Below are 21,140 nucleotides of genomic sequence, written 5' to 3'. Positions count from 1 at the left end.
GCAGCACCGGTCACGAACGGTAATCCGCGTTGATCGCGATGTAACCATGCGTGAGATCGCAAGTCCAGACGGTGGCGCGTCCGTCACCCATGCCCAGATCGACGTCGATGCGGATTTCCTCGCCAGCGAGATGCTCGGCGATGGGGCGCTCATCGTAATCGGCAAGTGGCTGGCCATCGCGCGCGGCCCAGGTGCCGCCGAAGCCGATCGAAAGCCGATCGCGGTCGGCGGGTTCGCCGGCCTTGCCCACCGCCATGACCACACGACCCCAATTGGCATCGCCGCCCGCAATTGCGGTTTTCACGAGGGGCGAGTTTGCGATCGCCAGCCCGACATGCCGGGCGCTCTCATCGCTCGCTGCACCGGTGACGGCGATCTCGATGAATTTCTGCGCGCCTTCGCCGTCGCGAACTACGAGCTGTGCAAGGTCGCGGCATACCTGCAGGAGCGCGGCATAGAAGGCATCCGCGCCGGGATCGTCCCACGACGATCTGGTTGCGTGACCGGCTTTGGCCGTGGCGAAGGCCAGGACGGTGTCGCTGGTCGAGGTGTCGCCATCCACGGTGATGCAGGAGAAGCTCGCCGCGTTGGCCTTGGCGAGCATCTCCTGCAGCAGCGCGGGCGCTATTGCGGCATCGGTGAATATGTAACCCAGCATCGTCGCCATGTCCGGCGCGATCATCCCACTGCCCTTGATGAAGCCCGCCAGTTCGACACGTGTCGCCCCGATCATAGCGGATGCGCCCGCGCCCTTGGTGAAGGTATCGGTCGTGCCGATCGCGCGTGCCGCGGTTTCCCAGCCGCAGGGATCGGCCTGCAGCACCGCGGCGACGCCTTCGCGCGCCTTGTCGCGCGGCAGCGGGACGCCGATGACACCGGTCGAGGACACGAAGACTTCCTCGTCGCGGCATCCCAATGCTTTGGCGACCTGCGCCACGATCTGTTCCACCGCCTCGCGTCCACGGTGGCCGGTAAAGGCGTTGGAATTGCCCGCGTTGACGATCAGCGCACGGGCGCTGCCTTGCCTTACCTGGATGCGGCCCATCTCGACCTCGCTCGAAGCGCAGGCCGATTTGGTGAAAACACCCGCGACCGCTGTCCCTTCGGCCAGTTCGGCAAAGGTCAGGTCCGCCCGGTCCCAATCCTTGTACCCGGCCCGCGCAACGCGCAACGTAACCCCGTCGATCGACGGCAGTTCGGGAAAGGTGCGGGCGAGCGGGGAAGGCGACAGGTCCATGTTGTTCCCGATAGGCGCACTGCGGCCTTGGGTAAACGGCGAAGCGGGGTGGACGCGCGGGGTGCCACGCCCTATCTGCACGATGCAATGCTACGCCGCATTCTGACCCTTCTCGCCTTGCTTACCGGCCTTGCTGCTGTCGGCACGCCGGCGCATGCGTTGGTCCACCAAGCGGAAGCGGGAGTCGAACTGGCTTCGGGCAGCGAACGCGCGATCAAGCGTGAGGCGTGCGCACGGGTCTCTGCCGTGCGTCAGGCACTTGCTGCGCCGCGGCGCGAACCCGATTGCCGCGACGTACGTGGTGTCACGATCGTCATTCCGACCGTGCAGATGGGCAGCGACCGCGCCTACGAATAGGCGCCCATTCGCTCGCATATCCGATTGTTCGCGGCCGTGCCCAAGCGCGCGCCTGCATCCCGTCACAGAACCCATTCCGGAAGGCTCGAAGGCCCCTCTTATGTTCAATACGCTCATGAAAACCATGTTCGGTTCGTCGAACGACCGCTACGTGAAATCGATCGGCAAGATCGTCGACCAGATCAATGCGCTCGAGCCGCAACTGCAGGCGTTGAGCGACGAGGAACTGGCAGCACAAACCGACAAGTTCCGCGGGCAACTGGCCGACGGCAAGACGCTCGACGATATCCTGCCCGAAGCATTCGCCACCGTTCGTGAAGCGTCGGTCCGCGTGCTCGGCATGCGCCATTTCGATGTCCAGATGGTGGGCGGGATCGTGCTGCATCGCGGCGAGATTTCCGAGATGCGGACGGGCGAGGGCAAGACGCTGGTCGCTACGCTGGCCACCTACCTCAATGCGATCGAGGGCAAGGGCGTCCATGTGGTGACGGTGAACGATTACCTTGCCGCACGTGACGCCGAATGGATGGGGCGCCTGCATCGCTTCCTCGGCCTGACCGTGGGCGTGATCGTGCCCAATCTCAGCGAGCCCGAGCGGCGTGAAGCCTACAATTCGGATATCACCTATTCGACCAACAACGAACTCGGCTTCGATTACCTGCGCGACAACATGAAGCATGAGCGTGGGCAGATGGTGCAGCGCCCATTCAATTTCGCGATCGTCGACGAAGTCGATTCGATCCTGATCGACGAGGCCCGTACGCCGTTGATCATCTCCGGCCCGACCGAGGACAAGTCGGACCTTTACATTGCGATCGACGAGGTGGTGAAGACCTTCCCCGACGACTGGTACGAAAAGGACGAGAAGCAGCGCAGCATCCAGCTGACCGAGGAAGGCACCGAGGAAGTCGAGAAGCTGCTGATAGAGAAGGGTATTCTCGAGACCGAGAACCTCTACGACGTCGAGAATACGCAGGTCGTGCACCATCTCGATCAGGCGCTGCGCGCGGTCCATATGTTCAAGCGCGACACCGATTACATCGTGAAGGACGACAAGGTCGTCATCATCGATGAATTCACCGGTCGCATGATGGAAGGTCGCCGCTGGTCGAACGGTCTGCACCAGGCGGTCGAGGCCAAGGAAGGCGTGAAGATCGAGCCCGAGAACCAGACGCTCGCCTCGATCACTTTCCAGAACTATTTCCGCATGTATCCCAAACTGTCGGGCATGACCGGCACCGCCGCCACCGAAGCGGCGGAATTCTGGGACATCTACAAGATGAATGTGGTCGAGATCCCGACCAATGTCCCCGTCGCGCGCATCGACGAGGATGACGAGTTCTACAAGAACACGCAGGACAAGTTCAAAGCGATCGCCAAGGCTATCGCCGAGAAGAACGCGATTGGTCAGCCGGTGCTGGTGGGTACGGTGACCATCGAGAAGTCGGAAATGCTCAGCGAATTCCTCAAGCAGGAAGGCGTCGAGCACGAGGTCCTCAACGCTCGCCAGCACGAGCGCGAGGCGCATATCGTGGCGCAGGCGGGCCGTATCGGCGCGGTGACCATTGCCACCAACATGGCGGGGCGCGGCACCGACATCCAGTTGGGCGGCAACGCGGACTTCCGCATCGAAGACGAGCTTGCCGGCATGGAAGACGGCGCTGCGAAGGACCTCGAGATCGAGCGGATCAAGGCCGAAGTCGCTGCCGAACGCCAGAAGGTGCTGGACGCGGGCGGGCTTTTCGTGCTCGGCACCGAACGCCACGAAAGCCGCCGGATCGATAACCAGTTGCGCGGCCGTTCGGGCCGTCAGGGCGATCCGGGGCTCAGCCGCTTCTACCTTTGCCTCGAAGACGATTTGCTGCGCATTTTCGGCCCCGACACGCTGTTCTCGAAGATGATGAATTCGAATCTCGAAGATGGCGAGGCGATCGGTTCGAAATGGCTGTCGAAGGCCATCGAGACCGCGCAAAAGAAGGTCGAGGCGCGCAATTACGAGATCCGCAAGCAGGTCGTTCAGTACGACGACGTGATGAACGACCAGCGCAAGGTCATCTACGAGCAACGCGCGGAAATCATGGACAGCGAAGCGGTCGACGACGTGGTCGTCGCGATGCGCCACGATGCGATCAACTCGCTAGTCAGCGAAGCTTGTCCGCCGGGATCCTATCCCGAGCAGTGGGACATTGAGGGCCTCAAGACGCGGGTCGATGATGTTCTCGCGTTCGATGCGCCCATCGAGGAATGGGTCGAGGAAGACCAGGTCGAGCCCGAGATCATCGAGGAGCGGCTGGTCGAAGAGGCCGACCGCATCATGGACAACAAGATCGCTGCGGCAGACCCGGCGTTGTGGCGTCGGATCGAGAAGAGCGTGCTGTTGCAGGAGTTGGACGGGCAGTGGAAGGATCACCTCGCTACGCTCGACGCGCTTCGCCAGGTGGTGGGTCTGCGTGCGCATGCGCAGAAGCAACCGCTCAACGAATACAAGCAGGAGGCCTTCAGCCTGTTCGAAACCATGCTCGACAAGCTGCGCGAAACGGTGACCAACAAGCTGATCCGGCTCGAGCTGGTCGAACCCGCGCCACTACCGCCGGTCGACCTTCCCGAATTGCCCGATTTCCTCACCGGCCATATCGACCCGCTTACCGGGCTCGACAATTCGAACGATGGCGACGGTTCTTCCGAGCGTCCTGCGTTGTTCGGCGCGCTGGCAGGTAGCTCGCGCGCAGCGGTAGGCCCCGGCGGGGCGGTGAGCGAGAACCCCTATGCGGGGATGGATATCAGCCGCAACGCACCTTGCCCCTGCGGTTCGGGCAACAAGTACAAGCATTGCCACGGCGCGATCAGCGGCGGTGTGAATGCCTGAGTGATGGCCGGCTCCGCGGTTACTTTCCGCGGGGCCGGCGCACCATCGGTACCAGCGGCGGGCTGCCTACTCCGGGATAGATCGGTTCGCCGTGCGGCTCGAACCCGCAGGTTGCGTAGAAACCCGTGTTCGCGGGATTCGAATTCTCGAGATAGGCGGGCACGTCGTGTCGGTCGCAGGCGTCGAGCACGGGCCGGATCAAACGCCGCCCGAGCCCGGTTCCGCGCGACGTCGCGCCGACGCCGATGCTGAACAGATAGGCATGCTGGAAGCGAGGGTGCCTGCGTTCCATCAGCTCGCCGGTGCGAATTCCCCGCGTTACCGCGCGCGGGCCGCAACGCAGCAAAGTGGGCGCGAGGAATGCCGCGTAGTCCGCCAGACCGAAGCTATTGTCGCCGCCGGGCAGCATCCACATGCACGCACCCTCGTTTCCCGCAGTGTAGCAGAAGCCGCGGAGCGCGTAGATCCGCTTCGCTTGGAGCTGGAACAGGTTCTCGATGCCGGCAAAGTTCCCGAACAGCCAGAGATTGAATGGATCGTGACGAAAGGCATCGGCGGTAATCGCGCCAAGCTTGCGCGCCTGCCGAGGGCCCGCGCGGTACATCTCTTGGGGCAATGCAATGTCAGTGTCGCGCATTCGGCTCCCCCGCTGCAGGACCGGACGCTAGCCCGGGAACCGAGAGCGGTCTAGGCGGGGGGAATGGTTCCACTCGCTATCGCCTTCCTGGTCACCGCGCTGCTGTACGCCAGCGTCGGCTTCGGCGGTGGCTCGACCTATACCGCGCTGCTCGCACTGGCCGAGGTCGACTACCGCGTGCTGCCGTTGCTCTCGCTAGCGTGCAACCTAGTGGTCGTCGCGGGCAGCACGGTGCGGTTTGCGCGTGCGCGCGTCACACCCTGGGGTCGCGCGCTGCTGCTGACGGCAATCGCCGCGCCGGCAGCTTTCCTCGGTGGGCTGACCCCGATCGCCGAACAGGGCTTTGTCGCGCTGTTGGGCACCAGCTTGCTCTTTACCGCGCTGACCATGATGTTGCCCGTCGCGAAGAGGCCCGAAGGCGAAGGTGAACGCGGACGCGTTGCGCGATATGCGCCGCTTGCAGCATTGCCGCTCGGCTATATCTCGGGCTTGGTCGGAATCGGTGGCGGGATATTTCTTGCCCCCTTGCTGCACCTGGTGCGCTGGGACAGCGCCCGCGCGATCGCTGCGACCGCCAGCCTGTTCATCCTCGTGAATTCGCTGTTCGGGCTGGCGGGGCAAGTGCTCAAGGGCGGGGAAGGCAGGTTCGCCGCGGCAGTTGATCTCGGATTGCCGCTCCTGATCGCGGTTGCGATTGGCGGGCAGATCGGCAGCCTGCTCGCGCTACGCTATCTGCCGCAACGCTGGATCCGCTGGGGCACGGGCGCGCTTACCGCCTTCGTCGGCGGACGCTTGTTGTTGAATTTGTGAGAAAAGTGGCTCCCCGAGTTGGATTCGAACCAACGACCAAGTGATTAACAGTCACCTACTCTACCGCTGAGCTATCGGGGAGCAGCCCGCTGGGCAGGGGTGCGCCTATATGGGGGCGATTCCGGTTTGGCAAGCGGGTATTTGGCAGAAAAATGCACTGTCCCCGGAACGGGCCCGATTCAGACTACGAATTGCTCGGCAACGATGCGCTCGTCGAGTGCGTGGCCGGGATCGAACAGCAGAGTCAGCTCGCTATCGCGGGCGATCTCGAGCTTTACCGAAGCGACGTCGCGCAATTCGCGCTGGTCGGCCACCACCGAGACGGGACGCTTCTCGTGTTCGAGCACGCGCAGCCCGATCCGGCTGCGATCGGGAAGGATCGCGCCGTGCCAGCGGCGCGGACGGAACGGGCTGATCGGGGTCAGCGCGAGCAGGTTGGAATCGAGCGGCAAGATCGGGCCATCCGCCGAGAGATTGTAAGCGGTCGATCCGGCAGGTGTCGCCACCAGAACGCCGTCGCACACCAGTTCTGGGATGCGTACCTTGTCGTCGACGGTGACTTCGAGCTTTGCGGTCTGGCGCGTTTCACGCAGCAGGCTCACCTCGTTGATCGCGCAGAACGTGTGGGTCTTGCCGATCTGCGTTTCGGCTTCCATGCGCAAGGGAGCGATATGGTGCGGCTTGGCCTTCGCGATCCGCTTGAGCAAGGTTTCGGGATTGCGGTTGCGATTCATCAGGAAGCCGACGGTGCCAAGGTTCAGTCCGTAAGCCGGGATGATCCGACCGCGATCGAGCATAGCGTGCAGCGTCTGCAACATGAAGCCGTCGCCGCCGAGTACGACAACGGCATCGGCCTCTTCCAACGGAACCCAGTCGGCCACCGCGCGGAATTCGTCCGCTGCCGCTTCCTGCGCGCGCGGAGCATCCGAGACCAGCAGGGCCAGGCGGTTGAACTCGGACATCTTTCCGTGATCCTCCCCTTGCGGGCAGGTCATGCCCGCCGGCTACGGCGCGCTACCTATGGACGCCCGTCCCATTTGGCAACACACTCGAAATACTGATAACCCAAGACCGGTGTCACGATAAGGACGCTCGCATGGCCACTTTGCCCCAGGAACCGATCGTCGACCGGCGCGATGCGCTTACCGGACTTGCGGACCTCTCCACAGCGCGAGCGACTATCGGGCAGTGGCAGGCCGACTGGCCTGCAGACACGATTGCGTGCCCGGTTCATGCAATGCTGATTACCCTTGGTCGTATCGACACTGTCAACGTTGCCTTTGGCGAATTGGCGGGGGATGGCGCGCTGGTCGAAGTGGCGCAAAGGATCAAACATTTCGCCGCCGACGAGCTTGAGTCGAACGGGGCCTGGATCGCCGCGCGGCTGAATGGGGGCAACTTCCTGCTGGTTGCGCGTGAACCCTGCAGCCGCGAGCGCTGGCAATGGCTGGCCGAAGCGCTCGCGGATGCTATCGCGCTGCCGATCCCCAATCCGGAGGGTGGGCCGACATTGCGGCTATGGCCGCGGATTGCTCTGGTCCGGATGACTGCGGACGACGATCCCGACAGCGTGCTCGACCGGCTTTCCAATCTTGCCGAACGTATGCGCGAGAACAACCGCCGCAGGATCGACTGGTCGACCGGCGAAGTCGCGCGCGCTGGCCATTCGAACCATCAGCTCGAAGCGGACCTGCTCAACGCGATCGATCGCAACGAGATCGAGATCTTGTTTCAGCCGCAGTATTCGCTCGAAGACGACCGCCTGATCGGCGCCGAGGCATTGGCGCGCTGGGATCACCCCGAGGTCGGACGGATCGGCGGAGGGCCGCTGTTCCAGATTGCCGAACGCGCCGATCACGTCGCGCATCTGTCGCGGCATATCATCACTCGCGCGCTCGAGCATGCGCGCCACTGGCCCGAACACCTCCAGCTTTCGCTCAACATCACGCCGGCCGATCTCGGGGTGGAGAATTTCGCGATCGATTTCGCGCAGACGGCGGATCGGATCGGCTTCCCGCTGGCGCGAGTCACGCTGGAGATCGTCGAACAGGTGCTGCTGGCAGATCTCGACCGGGTCAGCCGCGTGCTCGACCAGTTGAAGCTGTTCGGCGTGTCGATCGCGCTCGACGATTTCGGCGCGGGCTTTTGCAACTTCCGCTACCTCAAGATCCTGCCGATCGACTACCTCAAGCTCGATCGTTCGATGCTGGATGGAGTGCTCGAGGATGAGCGCGACCAAGCAGTGTTGCGGGCCATCATCGCCATGGCACGGGCGCTCGAACTGGAGGTGCTGGTCGAGGGCGTCGAAGAAGAGGCGCAGCGCGATCTGATGCGCGACATCGGCTGCCGCTACTATCAGGGTTTCCTGCGCGCCAAGCCGGTTAACGCCGAGTTCTTCCTCACGCTGGCGAAGGTCTAGGCCGCCGCTTTGGCGTTTTTGCGCGACTTGCGAACTACGCCTGACAAGCCCTTGGTAAGCTGGAACAATCCATTTATCCGGCTTTCGGGCGAACCCCAAGCACGACTGATGACGAGCTTCATGTCGGGGCGCAGCTTCGCAGTGCCCTTGAGCCGGTCGACATAGGCCAGCAGCCCCGCCGGATCTGGGAAATCGTCCTGGTGGAAGGTGACCAGCGTACCCTGTGCGCCGACATCGATCTTCGCGATGTTCGCTTCGATCGCCTGATGTTTGATCTCGATAAGCCGGACGAGGTTGGCCGTAGCGGCGGGCAGGTCGCCGAAGCGATCGATCATCTCGGCCGCCAGCGCCTCGATCTCGGCCTTGTCTGCCGCATCGTTGAGACGGCGGTACAGGGCCATGCGGACCGCGAGATCGGGCACGTAGTCTTCGGGGATCATGATCGGTGCATCCACGGTAATCTGCGGGCTCACGCGTTCGGGCTTCGCCTCCAGCCCCATGTCGCCGGCCTTGGCGGCGAGTATCGCATCCTCGAGCATCGACTGGTAGAGCTCGAACCCGACCTCGCGGATGTGGCCCGACTGTTCGTCGCCCAGCAGATTGCCTGCGCCGCGAATGTCGAGATCATGGCTGGCGAGCTGGAAGCCCGCACCGAGACTGTCGAGATCGCCAAGGACCTTGAGCCGCTTTTCCGCCACCTCGGAAAGTTGGGTGTCCGCGCCATAGGTGAGATAGGCATAGGCGCGCAGTTTCGAGCGCCCCACACGCCCGCGAAGCTGGTAGAGTTGTGCAAGGCCAAAGATGTCGGCGCGGTGGATGATAATCGTGTTTGCGCTCGGCAAATCGAGCCCGCTTTCGACGATCGTCGTCGCGAGAAGAACCTCATACTTGCCCTCGTAGAAGGCGCTCATGCGCTCCTCGATTTCGCCAGCGCTCATCTGGCCATGGGCAGCAACGAACTTCACCTCGGGCACGTTCTCGTGCAGCCAGTCGGAAATCTGTTCCATATCGGAGATGCGCGGGACAACGATGAAACTTTGCCCCCCGCGATGGTGTTCGCGCAGCAGCGCCTCGCGCATAACCATGTCGTCCCATTCCATGACATAGGTGCGCACCGCCAACCGGTCGACGGGCGGGGTCTGGATGGTCGACAGTTCGCGCAGGCCAGTCATGGCCATCTGCAGCGTACGCGGGATGGGCGTAGCGGTGAGCGTCAACATGTGCACGTCTGCGCGAAGCTGCTTTAGCTTCTCCTTATGCGTGACGCCAAAGCGCTGTTCCTCGTCGACGATGACAAGACCCAGTTCCTTGAACTTGGTCTGTTTCGACAGGATCGCATGCGTTCCAACGACGATATCGACCTGGCCGCTTTCGAGCCCCTCGCGCGTCTCTTTCATCTCCTTGGCCGATACCAGTCTCGATAGCCGCCCAACTTTGAGTGGAAAGCCCTTGAAGCGATGCGAGAAATTCTCGAAATGCTGGCGCGCAAGCAGGGTGGTTGGCGCGACCACTGCAACCTGCTGGCCGTTCATAGCCGCGACGAAGGCGGCGCGCAGCGCGACTTCCGTCTTGCCGAAGCCGACATCGCCGCAGACCAGCCGATCCATTGGCTTGCCGCTTTCCAGATCGCGCAGGAGGTCTTCGATCGCGCGCTCCTGATCATCGGTTTCTTCCCATGGGAAGCGATCGAGGAACTGATTGTATGAGCCGTCTTCGACTTCGAGCACGGGCGCCTTCTTGAGCGCACGCTGCGCCGCGACCTGCATCAGTTCGCCCGCAATCTCACGGATCCGCTCCTTCAGCCGCGCGCGCCGCTTCTGCCAGGCTTCACCGCCCAGCCGGTCGAGCATCACCGCCTCTTCGCTGCTGCCGTAACGGCTGAGGACATCGATATTTTCGACCGGGATAAACAGCTTGTCGCCGCCCTTGTATTCGAGCTGGACGCAATCGTGCTTCGACTTGCCCACCGGAATAGGTTCGAGCCCGAGGTATTTGCCGATCCCGTGCTCGGTATGCACGATCAGGTCGCCCACGCTGAGTGCCTGCAACTCGGCAAGAAAGGCGTCGGCATCCTTGCGCTTCTTCTTGCGGCGGACAAGGCGGTCACCGAGGATGTCCTGCTCGGTCAGCAGTTCCATCTCGTTATTGGCGAAACTGGCCTCGACCGGCAGGATCATCGCCGCGGGCTTGCCCTTGGCCGACAGTCCGAGCGCTTCCTGCCACGTTTCGGCCAGTTGAACCGGCGTACCGGCTTCTTCGAGGATCGAGGCGATGCGCGAGCGGCTGCCTTTCGAATAGGCCGCGAGCAGCGGGCGCTTGCCGTCCTTCGCGAGCTTGGCGAGATGCTCTGCGAGAATGGGATAAACATTGTCACCGCGCGCGCGCTCGGGGGCGAAGTCGCGGCCCGAGCGGAACCCGAAGCCGACGACACCATCGCTTTCGGGCTCGTCGAATGCCGTCGCGCGGTGCGCGGGCGCTGCGGCGAGCGCCTCGCGGAACTCGCTATCGGAAAGGTAGAGCGCATCGGGCGCAAGCGGGCGATAATTGCCCTTCGCCTGTCCGGTGATCGCCTTGCGCTGGTCGTGATAGTCCGAAATGTCCTTCACGCGCTCGTCGGCGGCGGCCAGCGCGCCCTGATCGATCACCACCAGATCGTCCTTGCCGAGATGATCGAACAGCGTGGCAAGCTTATCCTCGAACAATGGGAGCCAGTGCTCCATGCCCGCCAGACGGCGCCCTTCGCTGACCGCTTCGTACAACGGGTCCTGCGTGGCATTGGCGCCGAACATCTCTCGATAGCGGCTGCGGAAGCGCTTGATGCTGTCGTCATCGAGCAGTGCTTCGCTTGCGGGAAGCAGCAGGTGCGAATCCAGCCGCCCCGTGCTCATTTGCGTATTCGGATCGAAAGTACGCAGGCTCTCCAGCTCGTCGCCGAAGAAATCGAGCCGCAGTGCCTCATCCATGCCGCTGGGAAAGATGTCGACGATCGAGCCGCGCACGGCATATTCGCCCTTGTCGATGACGGTGTCGGAGCGGCCATAGCCTTGCCGTTGCAGCAATGCGCCGAGGCTCTCGCGTCCGATTTCGGCCCCTGGTTTGAATTCTCGAACGCTTTCGCGGATCCGGAACGGAGTGAGCACGCGCTGGAGCACGGCATTGGCGGTGGTGACGACCAGCTGCGCCTTGGCCTTGCCCGCTTGCAGGCGGTGCAGCGCCGCCAACCGCTTGGCGCTGATCGACAATGCGGGACTGGCACGATCGTAGGGGAGTGAATCCCATGCCGGAAATTCGATGACCTCGAGTTCGGGCGCGAAGAAGGTTGCCGCATCGACCACACCGCGCATCGCGGCGTCGTCGGGCGCGATGAATACCGCACGGCCGCTGCTGGCCCGCGCGAGGTCGGCCATGACCAGCGGCTGCGCGCCGCGCGCAACCTGAGCCAGAGTGAGCGGCTGGCGGGCTTTGAGAATAGTGGAGAGGTCGGGCATGATGTTCCTAGCGTTCGTCCGCGCACTGCGTTCGGCACACGCAGCGATGCCCCCATCCCGGTCGGGAAGGGGGTTCGGCAATCGTGTAGGTGAAATAGGCGCTAGCGCCGGGTCGTCAACGCGGAATGTCCACGTAATCGAGCCGCTGCATCGCCTCGATCAGCGGACCCTCGAAACGCGCGGGAACGGGCGCGGTCTTGAGCGCCCAAGCCATGACATCGACGTCGTCTTCCTCGAGCAGGGCTTCGAACCAGCCCAGCTCCTCTTCGCCCCAAGCGGCGTGATAGCGATCGAAGAAACCGCCGATCATGAAATCGGCTTCGCGCGTGCCGCGGTGCCAGGCACGGAACTTGGCGCGCTGCTTACGGCCTTCGAGTGTCAGGGCTTGAACCATGGAAGCCCCATAGCCCCGAAGCGTCGCCTCGTCATCCCTGCGCATTCACTCATCCGGCGAATCTCTACCGTTCAAACGTACCCTGCGAGCGATATCGACAGCTTATCCGTACCCCCGCCCGTGGAGGGGTGACGGCACGTTTTTCGTTGGTCTAGGGGATGGCTATGCGCCCGGACATTCTCAATCCGCTGTTTGCCGAGACGGAGACACTCGACGGCGTTGGGCCCAAACTGAAAAAGCCATTGGATCGGCTCGGCCTCACACGGGTGCGCGACCTAGCTTATCATTTGCCCGAGCGGTTCGTCACGCGGCGCGCGGTGGACAATGCGGACGAGGTTGGCGAGGGCGAGCAGATCGTCATCAGGCTGACCGTCACCGAGCATCGCGGCGGCCGAAGCCCGCGAGCGCCATACCGCGTGCTGGCACAGGACACACTCGGCAATGTCCTGGCGCTGACCTATTTTGGACGCGCGTCCTATACTGCGAAGAAACAACTTCCCGTAGGCGAAACGCGCTGGGTGGCGGGAAAGCTCGAACGGTTCGGCGACATGCTGCAGATCGTCCATCCCGACCATGTGGTGGAGGAAGGCGGCGACACGTTGCAACGTTTGTGCGAGCCGGTTTACCGGCTGTCCGAAGGGCTCACGCAGCCGCGCTTGGCGGGGCTGATTGCGCAGGCACTGGGCAAGGCACCCGAATTGCCCGAATGGATCGAGGGAAGCCAGCGCGCAAAGCATGACTGGCCGTCATGGCGCGAAGCGATCGGACAGGCGCACAAGGCGGACCACCGGGATGCGCGCGATCGGCTGGCCTATGACGAACTCCTTGCCAACAGCCTCGCGTTGATGCTGGTGCGTGCGGACAATCGCAAACGCAAGGGGCAGCCGCTCAAGGGCGACGGCAGCTATCGCAGTCGGCTCGACCTGCCGTTCCCGCTTACCGGTGCGCAGAAGCGCTCGATTGCCGAGGTCGAAAGCGACATGGCGCAGGAAGCGCCGATGCTGCGCCTGCTGCAGGGCGACGTCGGGGCGGGCAAGACCGTGGTCGCGCTCCAAGCGATGCTGATCGCGGTCGAAGCCGGGACTCAAGCGGCATTGCTGGCGCCAACCGAAATCCTCGCGCGTCAGCACTTCGAAAGCTTGCGTCGCATGGCGGAGCCGACCGGCGCGCGCGTCGCGCTGCTGACCGGGCGTGACAAGGGCCGGGCGCGCGAAGCGACGCTGATGGGGCTTCTCGATGGCAGCATCGACATTGTCGTCGGCACTCATGCGATTTTCCAGGACAAGGTCGCTTACCGCAATCTTGCCACGGTGGTGATCGACGAACAGCATCGCTTTGGTGTGGGCCAGCGGCTGATGCTGGCGAGCAAGGGTAAGCGCGCGCCGCATGTGCTGGCGATGACGGCTACCCCGATCCCGCGCACGCTGACGCTCGCACAATATGGCGAACTCGATGTGAGCAAGCTGGACGAATTGCCGCCCGGGCGGCAGGCTATCGACACGGTGGTGTTGGGGCAGGACAAGCTCGGGGCACTCGTCGAGCGACTGGCTGCGCAGGTCGCCGAGGGCCGGCAAGCCTATTGGGTTTGCCCCATGGTCCGCGAAATGGACGGACCCGAGGACATCGCCGCTGCCGAAGCGCGCTACGCGGCACTGCACGAGCGCTTCGGCGACGATGTCGTGATGGTCCATGGGCAGCTCGCGGGCGAACTCAAGGATGCGGCGATGGAGCGTTTCGCGCGCGGAGACGCAAAATTGCTGGTCGCGACCACGGTGATCGAAGTCGGGGTCGATGTGCCCAATGCCACGCTGATGGTCATCGAACAGGCGGAGCGGTTCGGTTTGGCGCAATTGCACCAGCTTCGCGGCCGGGTAGGGCGGGGCAGCCAGAAGTCCTTCTGCGTCCTGCTGCATGGCGAGACGCTGTCCGAAACGGCGCAGGAACGGCTCAAATTGATGCGCCAGACGCAGGATGGTTTCCTGCTTGCAGAAGAGGATTTGCGCCTCCGGGGCGGTGGGGAATTGCTGGGCACGCGCCAGTCCGGCGACACACCGTTCACTGTCGCTTCGCTCGAACAGATCACCGAATTGCTGCCCAAGGCCTACGACGATGCGCGTTTGCTGATGGAGCGTGATGGCGGGCTGGAAGGCAAGCGAGGCGAAGCCGCGCGCGTGCTGCTCTATCTGTTCGAACGCGATTTCGGCGTGAAGACCCTGCGCGGGGGCTAGAAACCCAGACGATCGAGGTCGGCCTCTGCCGCTGGACGATAACTTTCGCCGAACAGGCGTACATGCGTCAACCACATCCACAGGCGATAGACGGGAAGGCGTGCGCGCCAGCCGGGCGACAGCTCGAGACGATCGAAGAACGCCTCGGGCGGCGCGTCGAACACCGTCATCGCTGCCACATCGACCTCGCGGTCACCGTAATAGGCACAAGGATCGATCAGCGAGGCGCGCTCGCCGTTCCAGACCACATTTCCTCCCCAAAGATCGCCATGAACAAGCGCAGCCGGCGGACTCGCCGGAATGATGTCGGCAAGCTTGACGGTCAGCGCTTCGACCCGTCGTGCCAGAGCCGGTGCGAGACCGGGGCAGTGGCACACGAGCCGGTTGTCGCGCCAGAAGGCGGCCCAGTCGGTGGTGCGTGTATTGGATACGGTTACATCGCGCAAAGCGTAGTCTTCGGGCCAGCCATAGGTTTCGTCCTGATCGGCCGAACGCAGCGGTTCGAGCGCCTGCGGAATTTCCTCCCAGGCGCGCGCGTCGAAGGGCCGCGAAGGGCCGACATCTTCCAGTACCAGCCAATCGTCTGCCTGTCCGATTACCGCCGGGGCCGGGGCTCCGAGCGTGCGGATCGCTGCGAGCATGCGCGCTTCACGGGCCACCACCGGGCCGCGTTTGGCGATGACGGTCCTTCCATCAGCCAGCGCTATCCGGCTGGCTCCGGATATGTCGCCCCCCGCCAACGGTTCGCGCGCGACGATCTGCGCGCCGCATAATTCGGCGAGTTTGGCCTCAGCCGTACTCATCGAGCAGCACCGCGAGCAATGCGCGCGCGCCCGCGTCGACTTCATGCCAGGTCACGGCAAAGCCATCCTCTTCGCCAAACCACGGATCGGCGACCTCGCGGCCCTTCTGGCCCGGTACGATGTCGAGCAGCATCGCGGTTTTCGCCTTGCCGTCCCCCGGATCGACGCGCGCGATATTGGCCATGTTCGAGCGGTCCATTCCGAGGATGTAGTCGAACCGATGGAAGTCGTCCGGCACGAGTTGCCGGCCGCGGTAGCCCGACACGTCGATACCGCGACGCTGCGCTTCGGCTATGGTGCGAGGGTCGGGGGCTTCGCCGACATGATAATCGGCAGTGCCTGCGCTATCGATCTCGGCCGCAAAACCGGCTTCCGCCGCGGCTTGGCGAAAAGCCGCTTCGGCAAGGGGCGAGCGGCAGATATTGCCGAGGCAGACGAACAGAATGCTGGGTTTGGCCATGCCTCGGGCCTAGGCTGTGCCAGACCGGTTTTGCAAGGTTTCAGATGCCCGTGCGCACCTGGTTCCGTCCGCCAGTCTTCGCATCGTACAGCGCGACATCGGCGCGCGTGAGCAAATGGTCGGCTTCGTCGCCCGCTTGGAACTCGGCAATCCCGATGCTGGCGGTAAAGGCGATGATTGCGTCTTCGCGGACCACCGGATTGCCCGCGATCGCCTGCCGCAACCTCTCGCATATCGCAGTCGCTGCAGCGAGATTGGCTTTGGGAAGGATTACGCCGAATTCCTCTCCACCTATCCGGCCGACCAGATCGCGCTTGCGTAGGGCCTGTTTGGCGCGTTTGCCGACGTCCTTGATCACTGCGTCGCCCGCCGGGTGTCCGAAGCGGTCGTTGATGCGCTTGAAATGGTCGATATCGAAGATCGCCAGGCTCAAGGTCCGGTCTGGTTTTGCCTGCGCCCGCTCTATCGCGCGATCGAGTTCCTTCATGAAGGAACGCCGGTTGGGCAACGCGGTGAGGGCATCGGTCATGGCGAAGTGCTGCATTTCGCGGCGAGCCAGACGCTCGCGTTCGAGCGCCCTTCGAACATAGATGGTGGTGACGATCGACAGTGCGAGCAGCAGCAAGCCGATTGCCGCGAGCAGGTATTGGTAGCGTTCGTTGGCGATGGCGCGGTGCTTTGCCGTCGCGGTGCGCTGCGCCAGCTCCGCGCGTTCGCTGGCCTGCAAGTCGTCCAGCGTACGCATGATTCCCTCGATAGCATCGCGATCGCTGCCGCTGCGCATGAGTTGCAGCGCATCGGCCTGGCTGCCCTCGCTCGCGCGCGCGACCATCGAGTCCACCACCAGTCGGAGGTGAGCGAGGTCCGTGCCGAGAGCCTTCACCCGCAGGACCTGTTGGGGATTGTCAGCCAACAGGCTGGCGAGTCGGGCATGCGCCATCTCCGCTTGCCGTTTCCCCGATATATGCGGCCTGAGGAACATTTGCCGGCCAGTCAGCAGGTAGCCCCTGCCACCGCGAATTTGCTGAAGCGCTGCAGAACGCAGCCGGTCGGTTTCTATGAGGACCTGCAGCGTGTGGTCCTGCCGCTGTTCGGCAGCGGCGCGTTCGACCGAGGAGCGCCATGCGCTCCAGCTTGCCCCCGCAAGCAGCAACGCCAGCACGATGACGCAGCCGATCAGGAAATAGCTGCGCCAATCGGAGCGAAATGAGCGCGCGGTAAACTGCCTGATCACCCACATATTGGCCGGTCCACTGTCATGCGGCAATTATCCGGCCGGTCTGGTTAACCTCGCGATAATGCTACACTGGGCCAATCCCGAAGTCCGATCGGAGGATATCAGCGGTTGCGCCGTCCTTCGATCAGGGCATCGACAACCCCGGGATCGGCCAACGTCGAGGTGTCGCCGAGTGCGCCATAGTCGTTCTCGGCAATCTTGCGCAGGATTCGCCGCATGATCTTGCCACTGCGCGTCTTCGGCAGGGCGGGGGTGAAATGGAGGTGGTCGGGCGTGGCGATCGGGCCGATTTCGGTGCGTACATGCGTGCGCAGTTCTGCGGTCAGTTCCTCGCCTTCGGCCTCGTCGGCATTCAGCGTGACATAGCAATAGATGCCCTGGCCCTTGATGTCGTGCGGGAAGCCGACGACCGCCGCTTCCGACACCTTGGGGTGCAGCACCAGCGCGCTTTCCACTTCCGCGGTACCCATGCGGTGGCCGGACACATTGATCACATCGTCCACCCGGCCGGTGATCCAGTAATAGCCGTCCTCGTCGCGTCGGCAGCCGTCGCCGGTGAAATACTTGCCCTTGTAAGTGCTGAAGTAGGTCTGCACGAAGCGGTCGTGGTCGCCAAAGACGGTACGTGCCTGACCCGGCCAACTGCGCGTGATACACAGATTTCCTTCGGTCGCACCGTCGAGCACTTCGCCGTCATTATCCACCAGTTGCGGACAGATGCCGAAGAAGGGGCGCCCTGCGCTCCCGGGCTTCATATCGTGCGCGCCCGGAAGGGTGGTGATCATCACGCCGCCGGTCTCGGTCTGCCACCAGGTGTCGACGATCGGCAGTTCGGACTTGCCGACATTCTCGTGATACCAGCGCCAGGCTTCGGGATTGATCGGTTCGCCGACGCTGCCCAGCAGCCGCAGCGCGGAAAGATCGTGCTTGGCGACGTGCGCTGTGCCTTCGCGCATCAGCGCGCGAATGGCGGTGGGAGCGGTATAGAAGATGTTGACCTTGTGCTTCTCGCACACCTGCCAGAACCGGTCGTGGTCCGGATGGTTCGGTACGCCTTCGAACATGACCGCCGAGGCGCCGTTGAGCAGTGGACCGTAGACGATGTAACTGTGTCCGGTGACCCAACCGATATCGGCAGTGCACCAGAAGACCTCGCCTTCGCGATAGTCGAAGACATATCGGAAAGTGGTCTCGGTCCAGACCGCGTAACCGCCGGTTGTGTGCAGCACGCCCTTGGGCTTGCCGGTGGAGCCCGAGGTGTAGAGAATGAACAAGGGGTCCTCGGCCCGCATCGGTTCGCAGGGGCAGTCGGCTGTGACATCGGCGGACAGTTCGTGATACCAGTGATCGCGGCCATCGGCCATCGCAACCTTCCCACCGGTATGGCGCAGCACGAGCACCGCCTTTGCGCTCACCTTTTCGAGCGCAGCGTCGACATTGGCTTTCAGCGGAATCCTTTTTCCGCCTCGAAGGCCTTCGTCGGCGGTCACGATCCAGTCGCTACGACAGTCTTCGACCCGACCGGCGATGGCCTCGGGGCTGAACCCGCCGAAAATCACCGAATGCACCGCGCCGATCCGCGCGCAGGCGAGCATGGCGAACGCGCCTTCGGGCACCATCGGCATGTAAATGGTTACGCGATCGCCTTTCTGCACGCCCATCGCCTTCAGCGTATTGGCCATGCGGACAACCTCGGCCTGCAATTCGGCATAGGTGATGCGCCGGACCTCGCCATCTGGGTCATCGGGCTCGAAGATCAACGCAAGTTGATCGCCGCGACCCGAGGCGACATGCCGGTCGACCGCATTGTGGCAGATGTTCAGCACACCGTCCTCGAACCACTTGATCGCTACCGGATCGAATGACCAGTCGGCGATCCTGGTCGGCGGGGTCATCCAGTCTATCCGTTCGGCCTGACCGGCCCAGAAGGCCTCGCTGTCCTCGATGCTGCGCGCATAGAGCGCCTGGTACTGCTCCAGCGTGCAGCCGGTCCGTTCGATCGCCGCTGCGGGCCGTTTCACCCAGTCCGAACGATCCTGTGCCTCAGTCATGCCGATTGTCTCCTCTTCCACGGGCAACTCTAGGCATTCGGCACGCTGCTGCAATCGCTTAGTCGGCTCTCGCAATCGCGAAGCGTAGGCGATAGGGACCGCCGCCATGAATAGATCGATCACCCTGCTGGCCGGGACGGCCCTTGCTTGCGCCCTCGCACTCCCGCTTTCCGCACAGGAAGCCAAAGCGCCGGTCATCGTGGTTACCGGCGAAGGGCTCGACGAGACTCCGGCGACGCCCGCCTATGACCAGCAGGTCATCGATCGCGAGCAACTGGTCTCGGTGCCTTCGGGGCGGATCGAGGATGCGCTGGCTTCGGTCGCGGGATTCCAGCAATTCCGCCGCTCGGACAGCAGATCGGCAAACGCTTCCGCGCAGGGCGCCACGCTGCGGGCGCTAGGCGGCAATGCCACCAGTCGCGCACTGGTGTTGCTTGACGGCGTACCGATGAGCGATCCCTTCTTCGGCTATATTCCGTTCAGCGCCATCGCGCCCGAGCGGCTTTCGCAGATTCGCGTGACACGCGGCGGCGGGTCGGGGCCCTTCGGCGCGGGTGCGCTGGCTGGCACTATCGAGATGGAAAGCGCGGGAATCGACCAGCTCGACGGTTTCGCCGGTCAGGCCCTGGTCAACGATCGCGGGGAAACCGAACTGTCGGGTAGTGCGGGTGCACGGCTGGGCAGCGGCTTTCTCGTGGCGTCGGGCCGGTGGGATCGCGGCAAAGGCTTTTACACCACGCCAGAGGCGGACCGCGTGCCGCTAAGCGCGCGGGCTGCGTTCGACGGTTGGTCGGCGCAGATCCGCGGCGTCGCACCCGTCTCAGACGAAATCGAATTGCAGGTCCGCGGGCTGGCATATCGCGATGAACGCATGCTGCGCTTCAAGGGAGCCGACAACAGCATCGAGGGGCAGGATGCGAGCCTGCGGCTGGTTGGTCGCGGCGAATGGGAATTCGATGCGCTGGCCTATTTGCAGGCGCGCAATTTCACCAATGTCGTGGTTAGTTCGACGCGGTTCGTCCCTGTGCTCGACCAGCGCAATACGCCGGCTACCGGGCTGGGCGGCAAGCTCGAACTGCGACCGCCCGTGGGGGACGCCCATGTCCTGCGGGTCGGCATGGATTTTCGCCGCGCCGAAGGTGAGCTCTTCGAGACCGCAATAAGTGCTTTCTCGGGCAACGTCACCGCGCGGCGGAATGCCGGCGGGACCAACACAGACCTAGGATTGTTCGTGGAGGACGACTGGTCGCTGGGGGACCTTGTCCTGACATTGGGCGCGCGGCTCGACCGGTGGACCATTCGCGACGGTTTCTATACCGAACGGGATGCCAGCGGTGAGCTGCTTTCGACCGACAGCTTTGCGGACCGCGCCGGATGGGACGCTTCGTTTCGCGGCGGCGTGCTTTACCGCGCGAACGATGTCGTGGCTCTGCGTGCGGTCGCCTATTCCGGGTTGCGCCTACCCACGCTCAATGAGCTCTATCGGCCTTTCGTGGTCTTCCCCGTGGTTACTCAAGCCAATGCCGCGCTTGAGAACGAACGGCTGGAGGGTTTCGAGGCCGGCATCGAACTGACCCCGAACCCCGCTGTAGCGCTGTCGCTGACCGCGTTCGACAACCGCGTGAAAAACGCCGTCGCGAATGTGACAATCGCCGAGAACCTGCGCCAGCGGCGCAATATCGACGCGATCCAGTCGCGGGGACTGGAAGCATCTGTGAGCGCAACGCTGGGGGCCTTTTCGCTTGATGCCTCGGCAGTGTGGACCGATGCCGAAGCAAAAGGATCTGGCTTTGCCGTTGCGCTGGACGGCAACCGGCCGTCGCAGACGCCGCGGTTCACGGGTGGCGCGACGCTATCATGGACCCCGGCAGACGACTGGCTGCTGTCGGCGACCGTGCGCCATGTCGGCGCGCAGTTCGAGGATGATTTGGAAAGCAATGTCCTACCAGCGGCCACGACACTCGACGCCTTCGTCCAAGTGCCGATGACGCCCGACATTGCGCTTGTGCTGCGCGGCGAAAACCTCACCGACGAGACAATCGTCACGCGCAACCAAAGCGGGTCGATCGACCTGGGCGTGCCGCGCACGGTCTGGGCCGGGGTGAAGGTCGGCCTCTAGATCCGATCGCTAGTTTGCGGAGCAGGGGGCATTG

Annotated in this window: 15 protein-coding genes and 1 tRNA gene; 6 read left to right on the top strand and 10 right to left on the bottom strand. The window is 63.6% G+C overall.

The features are described from left to right. Positions 1–10: 10 nt before the first annotated feature. Complete coding sequence (gene argJ, locus FHS69_RS03745; RefSeq protein ID WP_166776589.1) at positions 11–1,237, bottom strand: bifunctional glutamate N-acetyltransferase/amino-acid acetyltransferase ArgJ; 1,227 nt, start codon at positions 1,235–1,237, stop codon at positions 11–13. A 27-nt stretch (positions 1,238–1,264) separates the two neighbouring features. Here argJ and FHS69_RS03740 point away from each other — a divergent pair, with 27 nt between their 5' ends. After that, the gene (locus FHS69_RS03740) at positions 1,265–1,594 is read left to right on the top strand and encodes a hypothetical protein (protein WP_166776588.1); all 330 of its coding nucleotides are present in this window, start codon (positions 1,265–1,267) and stop codon (positions 1,592–1,594) included. 100 nt (positions 1,595–1,694) lie between these two features. Beyond that, a complete protein-coding gene (gene secA, locus FHS69_RS03735) occupies positions 1,695–4,460 on the top strand; it encodes a preprotein translocase subunit SecA (RefSeq protein WP_067673496.1) in 2,766 nt (921 codons plus the stop codon). A 19-nt stretch (positions 4,461–4,479) separates the two neighbouring features. Here secA and FHS69_RS03730 read toward each other — a convergent pair whose 3' ends face one another. Further along, positions 4,480–5,097 carry a GNAT family N-acetyltransferase gene (locus tag FHS69_RS03730; RefSeq protein ID WP_166776587.1) on the bottom strand — a complete coding sequence of 206 codons (618 nt, stop codon included), beginning with the start codon at positions 5,095–5,097 and terminating at the stop codon, positions 4,480–4,482. Positions 5,098–5,160: 63 nt separating this feature from the next. Here FHS69_RS03730 and FHS69_RS03725 point away from each other — a divergent pair, with 63 nt between their 5' ends. Next, positions 5,161–5,907 carry a sulfite exporter TauE/SafE family protein gene (locus FHS69_RS03725; RefSeq protein ID WP_166776586.1) on the top strand — a complete coding sequence of 249 codons (747 nt, stop codon included), beginning with the start codon at positions 5,161–5,163 and terminating at the stop codon, positions 5,905–5,907. Positions 5,908–5,913: 6 nt separating this feature from the next. On the opposite strand, the gene FHS69_RS03720 is transcribed toward FHS69_RS03725, so the two are convergent. Together FHS69_RS03720 and FHS69_RS03715 are read right to left on the bottom strand one after the other, a co-directional pair. Beyond that, positions 5,914–5,988 (bottom strand) — tRNA-Asn (locus FHS69_RS03720). Positions 5,989–6,086: 98 nt separating this feature from the next. Continuing rightward, a complete protein-coding gene (locus tag FHS69_RS03715) occupies positions 6,087–6,869 on the bottom strand; it encodes an NAD kinase (RefSeq protein WP_166776585.1) in 783 nt (260 codons plus the stop codon). Between the two features lie 134 nt (positions 6,870–7,003). Here FHS69_RS03715 and FHS69_RS03710 point away from each other — a divergent pair, with 134 nt between their 5' ends. After that, positions 7,004–8,326 carry a bifunctional diguanylate cyclase/phosphodiesterase gene (locus FHS69_RS03710; protein ID WP_166776584.1) on the top strand — a complete coding sequence of 441 codons (1,323 nt, stop codon included), beginning with the start codon at positions 7,004–7,006 and terminating at the stop codon, positions 8,324–8,326. On the opposite strand, the gene mfd is transcribed toward FHS69_RS03710, so the two are convergent. After that, positions 8,323–11,814 carry a transcription-repair coupling factor gene (gene mfd, locus FHS69_RS03705; protein WP_166776583.1) on the bottom strand — a complete coding sequence of 1,164 codons (3,492 nt, stop codon included), beginning with the start codon at positions 11,812–11,814 and terminating at the stop codon, positions 8,323–8,325. The two genes, FHS69_RS03710 and mfd, sit on opposite strands and share 4 nt — an antisense overlap. 115 nt (positions 11,815–11,929) lie before the next feature. After that, on the bottom strand, positions 11,930–12,208 hold the full coding sequence (locus FHS69_RS03700; RefSeq protein ID WP_067467256.1) for an FAD assembly factor SdhE: 279 nt from the start codon (positions 12,206–12,208) through the stop codon (positions 11,930–11,932). A 164-nt stretch (positions 12,209–12,372) separates the two neighbouring features. Between FHS69_RS03700 and recG the strand changes: the two genes are divergently transcribed. Then, the gene (recG, locus tag FHS69_RS03695; protein ID WP_166777051.1) at positions 12,373–14,436 is read left to right on the top strand and encodes an ATP-dependent DNA helicase RecG; all 2,064 of its coding nucleotides are present in this window, start codon (positions 12,373–12,375) and stop codon (positions 14,434–14,436) included. Here the strand turns inward: recG and FHS69_RS03690 are convergent. The 4 genes from FHS69_RS03690 to acs all read right to left on the bottom strand — a co-directional run bounded on the left by FHS69_RS03690 (position 14,433) and on the right by acs (position 18,987). Further along, positions 14,433–15,239, bottom strand: a complete 807-nt coding sequence (locus tag FHS69_RS03690) for a fructosamine kinase family protein (RefSeq protein ID WP_166776582.1) — start codon at positions 15,237–15,239, stop codon at positions 14,433–14,435. The genes recG and FHS69_RS03690 overlap by 4 nt on opposite strands. Beyond that, positions 15,226–15,699: a low molecular weight protein-tyrosine-phosphatase gene (locus FHS69_RS03685; RefSeq protein ID WP_166776581.1), complete on the bottom strand. Its 474-nt coding sequence runs from the start codon at positions 15,697–15,699 to the stop codon at positions 15,226–15,228. The genes FHS69_RS03690 and FHS69_RS03685 overlap by 14 nt, the downstream gene beginning before the upstream one ends. 40 nt (positions 15,700–15,739) lie before the next feature. Then, positions 15,740–16,939, bottom strand: a complete 1,200-nt coding sequence (locus FHS69_RS03680) for a GGDEF domain-containing protein (RefSeq protein ID WP_166776580.1) — start codon at positions 16,937–16,939, stop codon at positions 15,740–15,742. A gap of 98 nt (positions 16,940–17,037) precedes the next feature. Next, a complete protein-coding gene (acs, locus tag FHS69_RS03675; protein WP_166776579.1) occupies positions 17,038–18,987 on the bottom strand; it encodes an acetate--CoA ligase in 1,950 nt (649 codons plus the stop codon). 106 nt (positions 18,988–19,093) lie between these two features. On the opposite strand from acs, the gene FHS69_RS03670 reads away from it, so the two are divergent. Next, positions 19,094–21,106 carry a TonB-dependent receptor gene (locus tag FHS69_RS03670; protein WP_166776578.1) on the top strand — a complete coding sequence of 671 codons (2,013 nt, stop codon included), beginning with the start codon at positions 19,094–19,096 and terminating at the stop codon, positions 21,104–21,106. The last annotated feature ends 34 nt before the right edge of the window (positions 21,107–21,140 follow it).

It is taken from the genome of Qipengyuania flava (genome assembly GCF_011762005.1).
GTDB classification, from domain to species: Bacteria; Pseudomonadota; Alphaproteobacteria; order Sphingomonadales; family Sphingomonadaceae; genus Qipengyuania; species Qipengyuania flava.
Note: the sequence above shows the minus strand (reverse complement) of the source record. Positions and strands in the feature narration are given on the sequence as shown.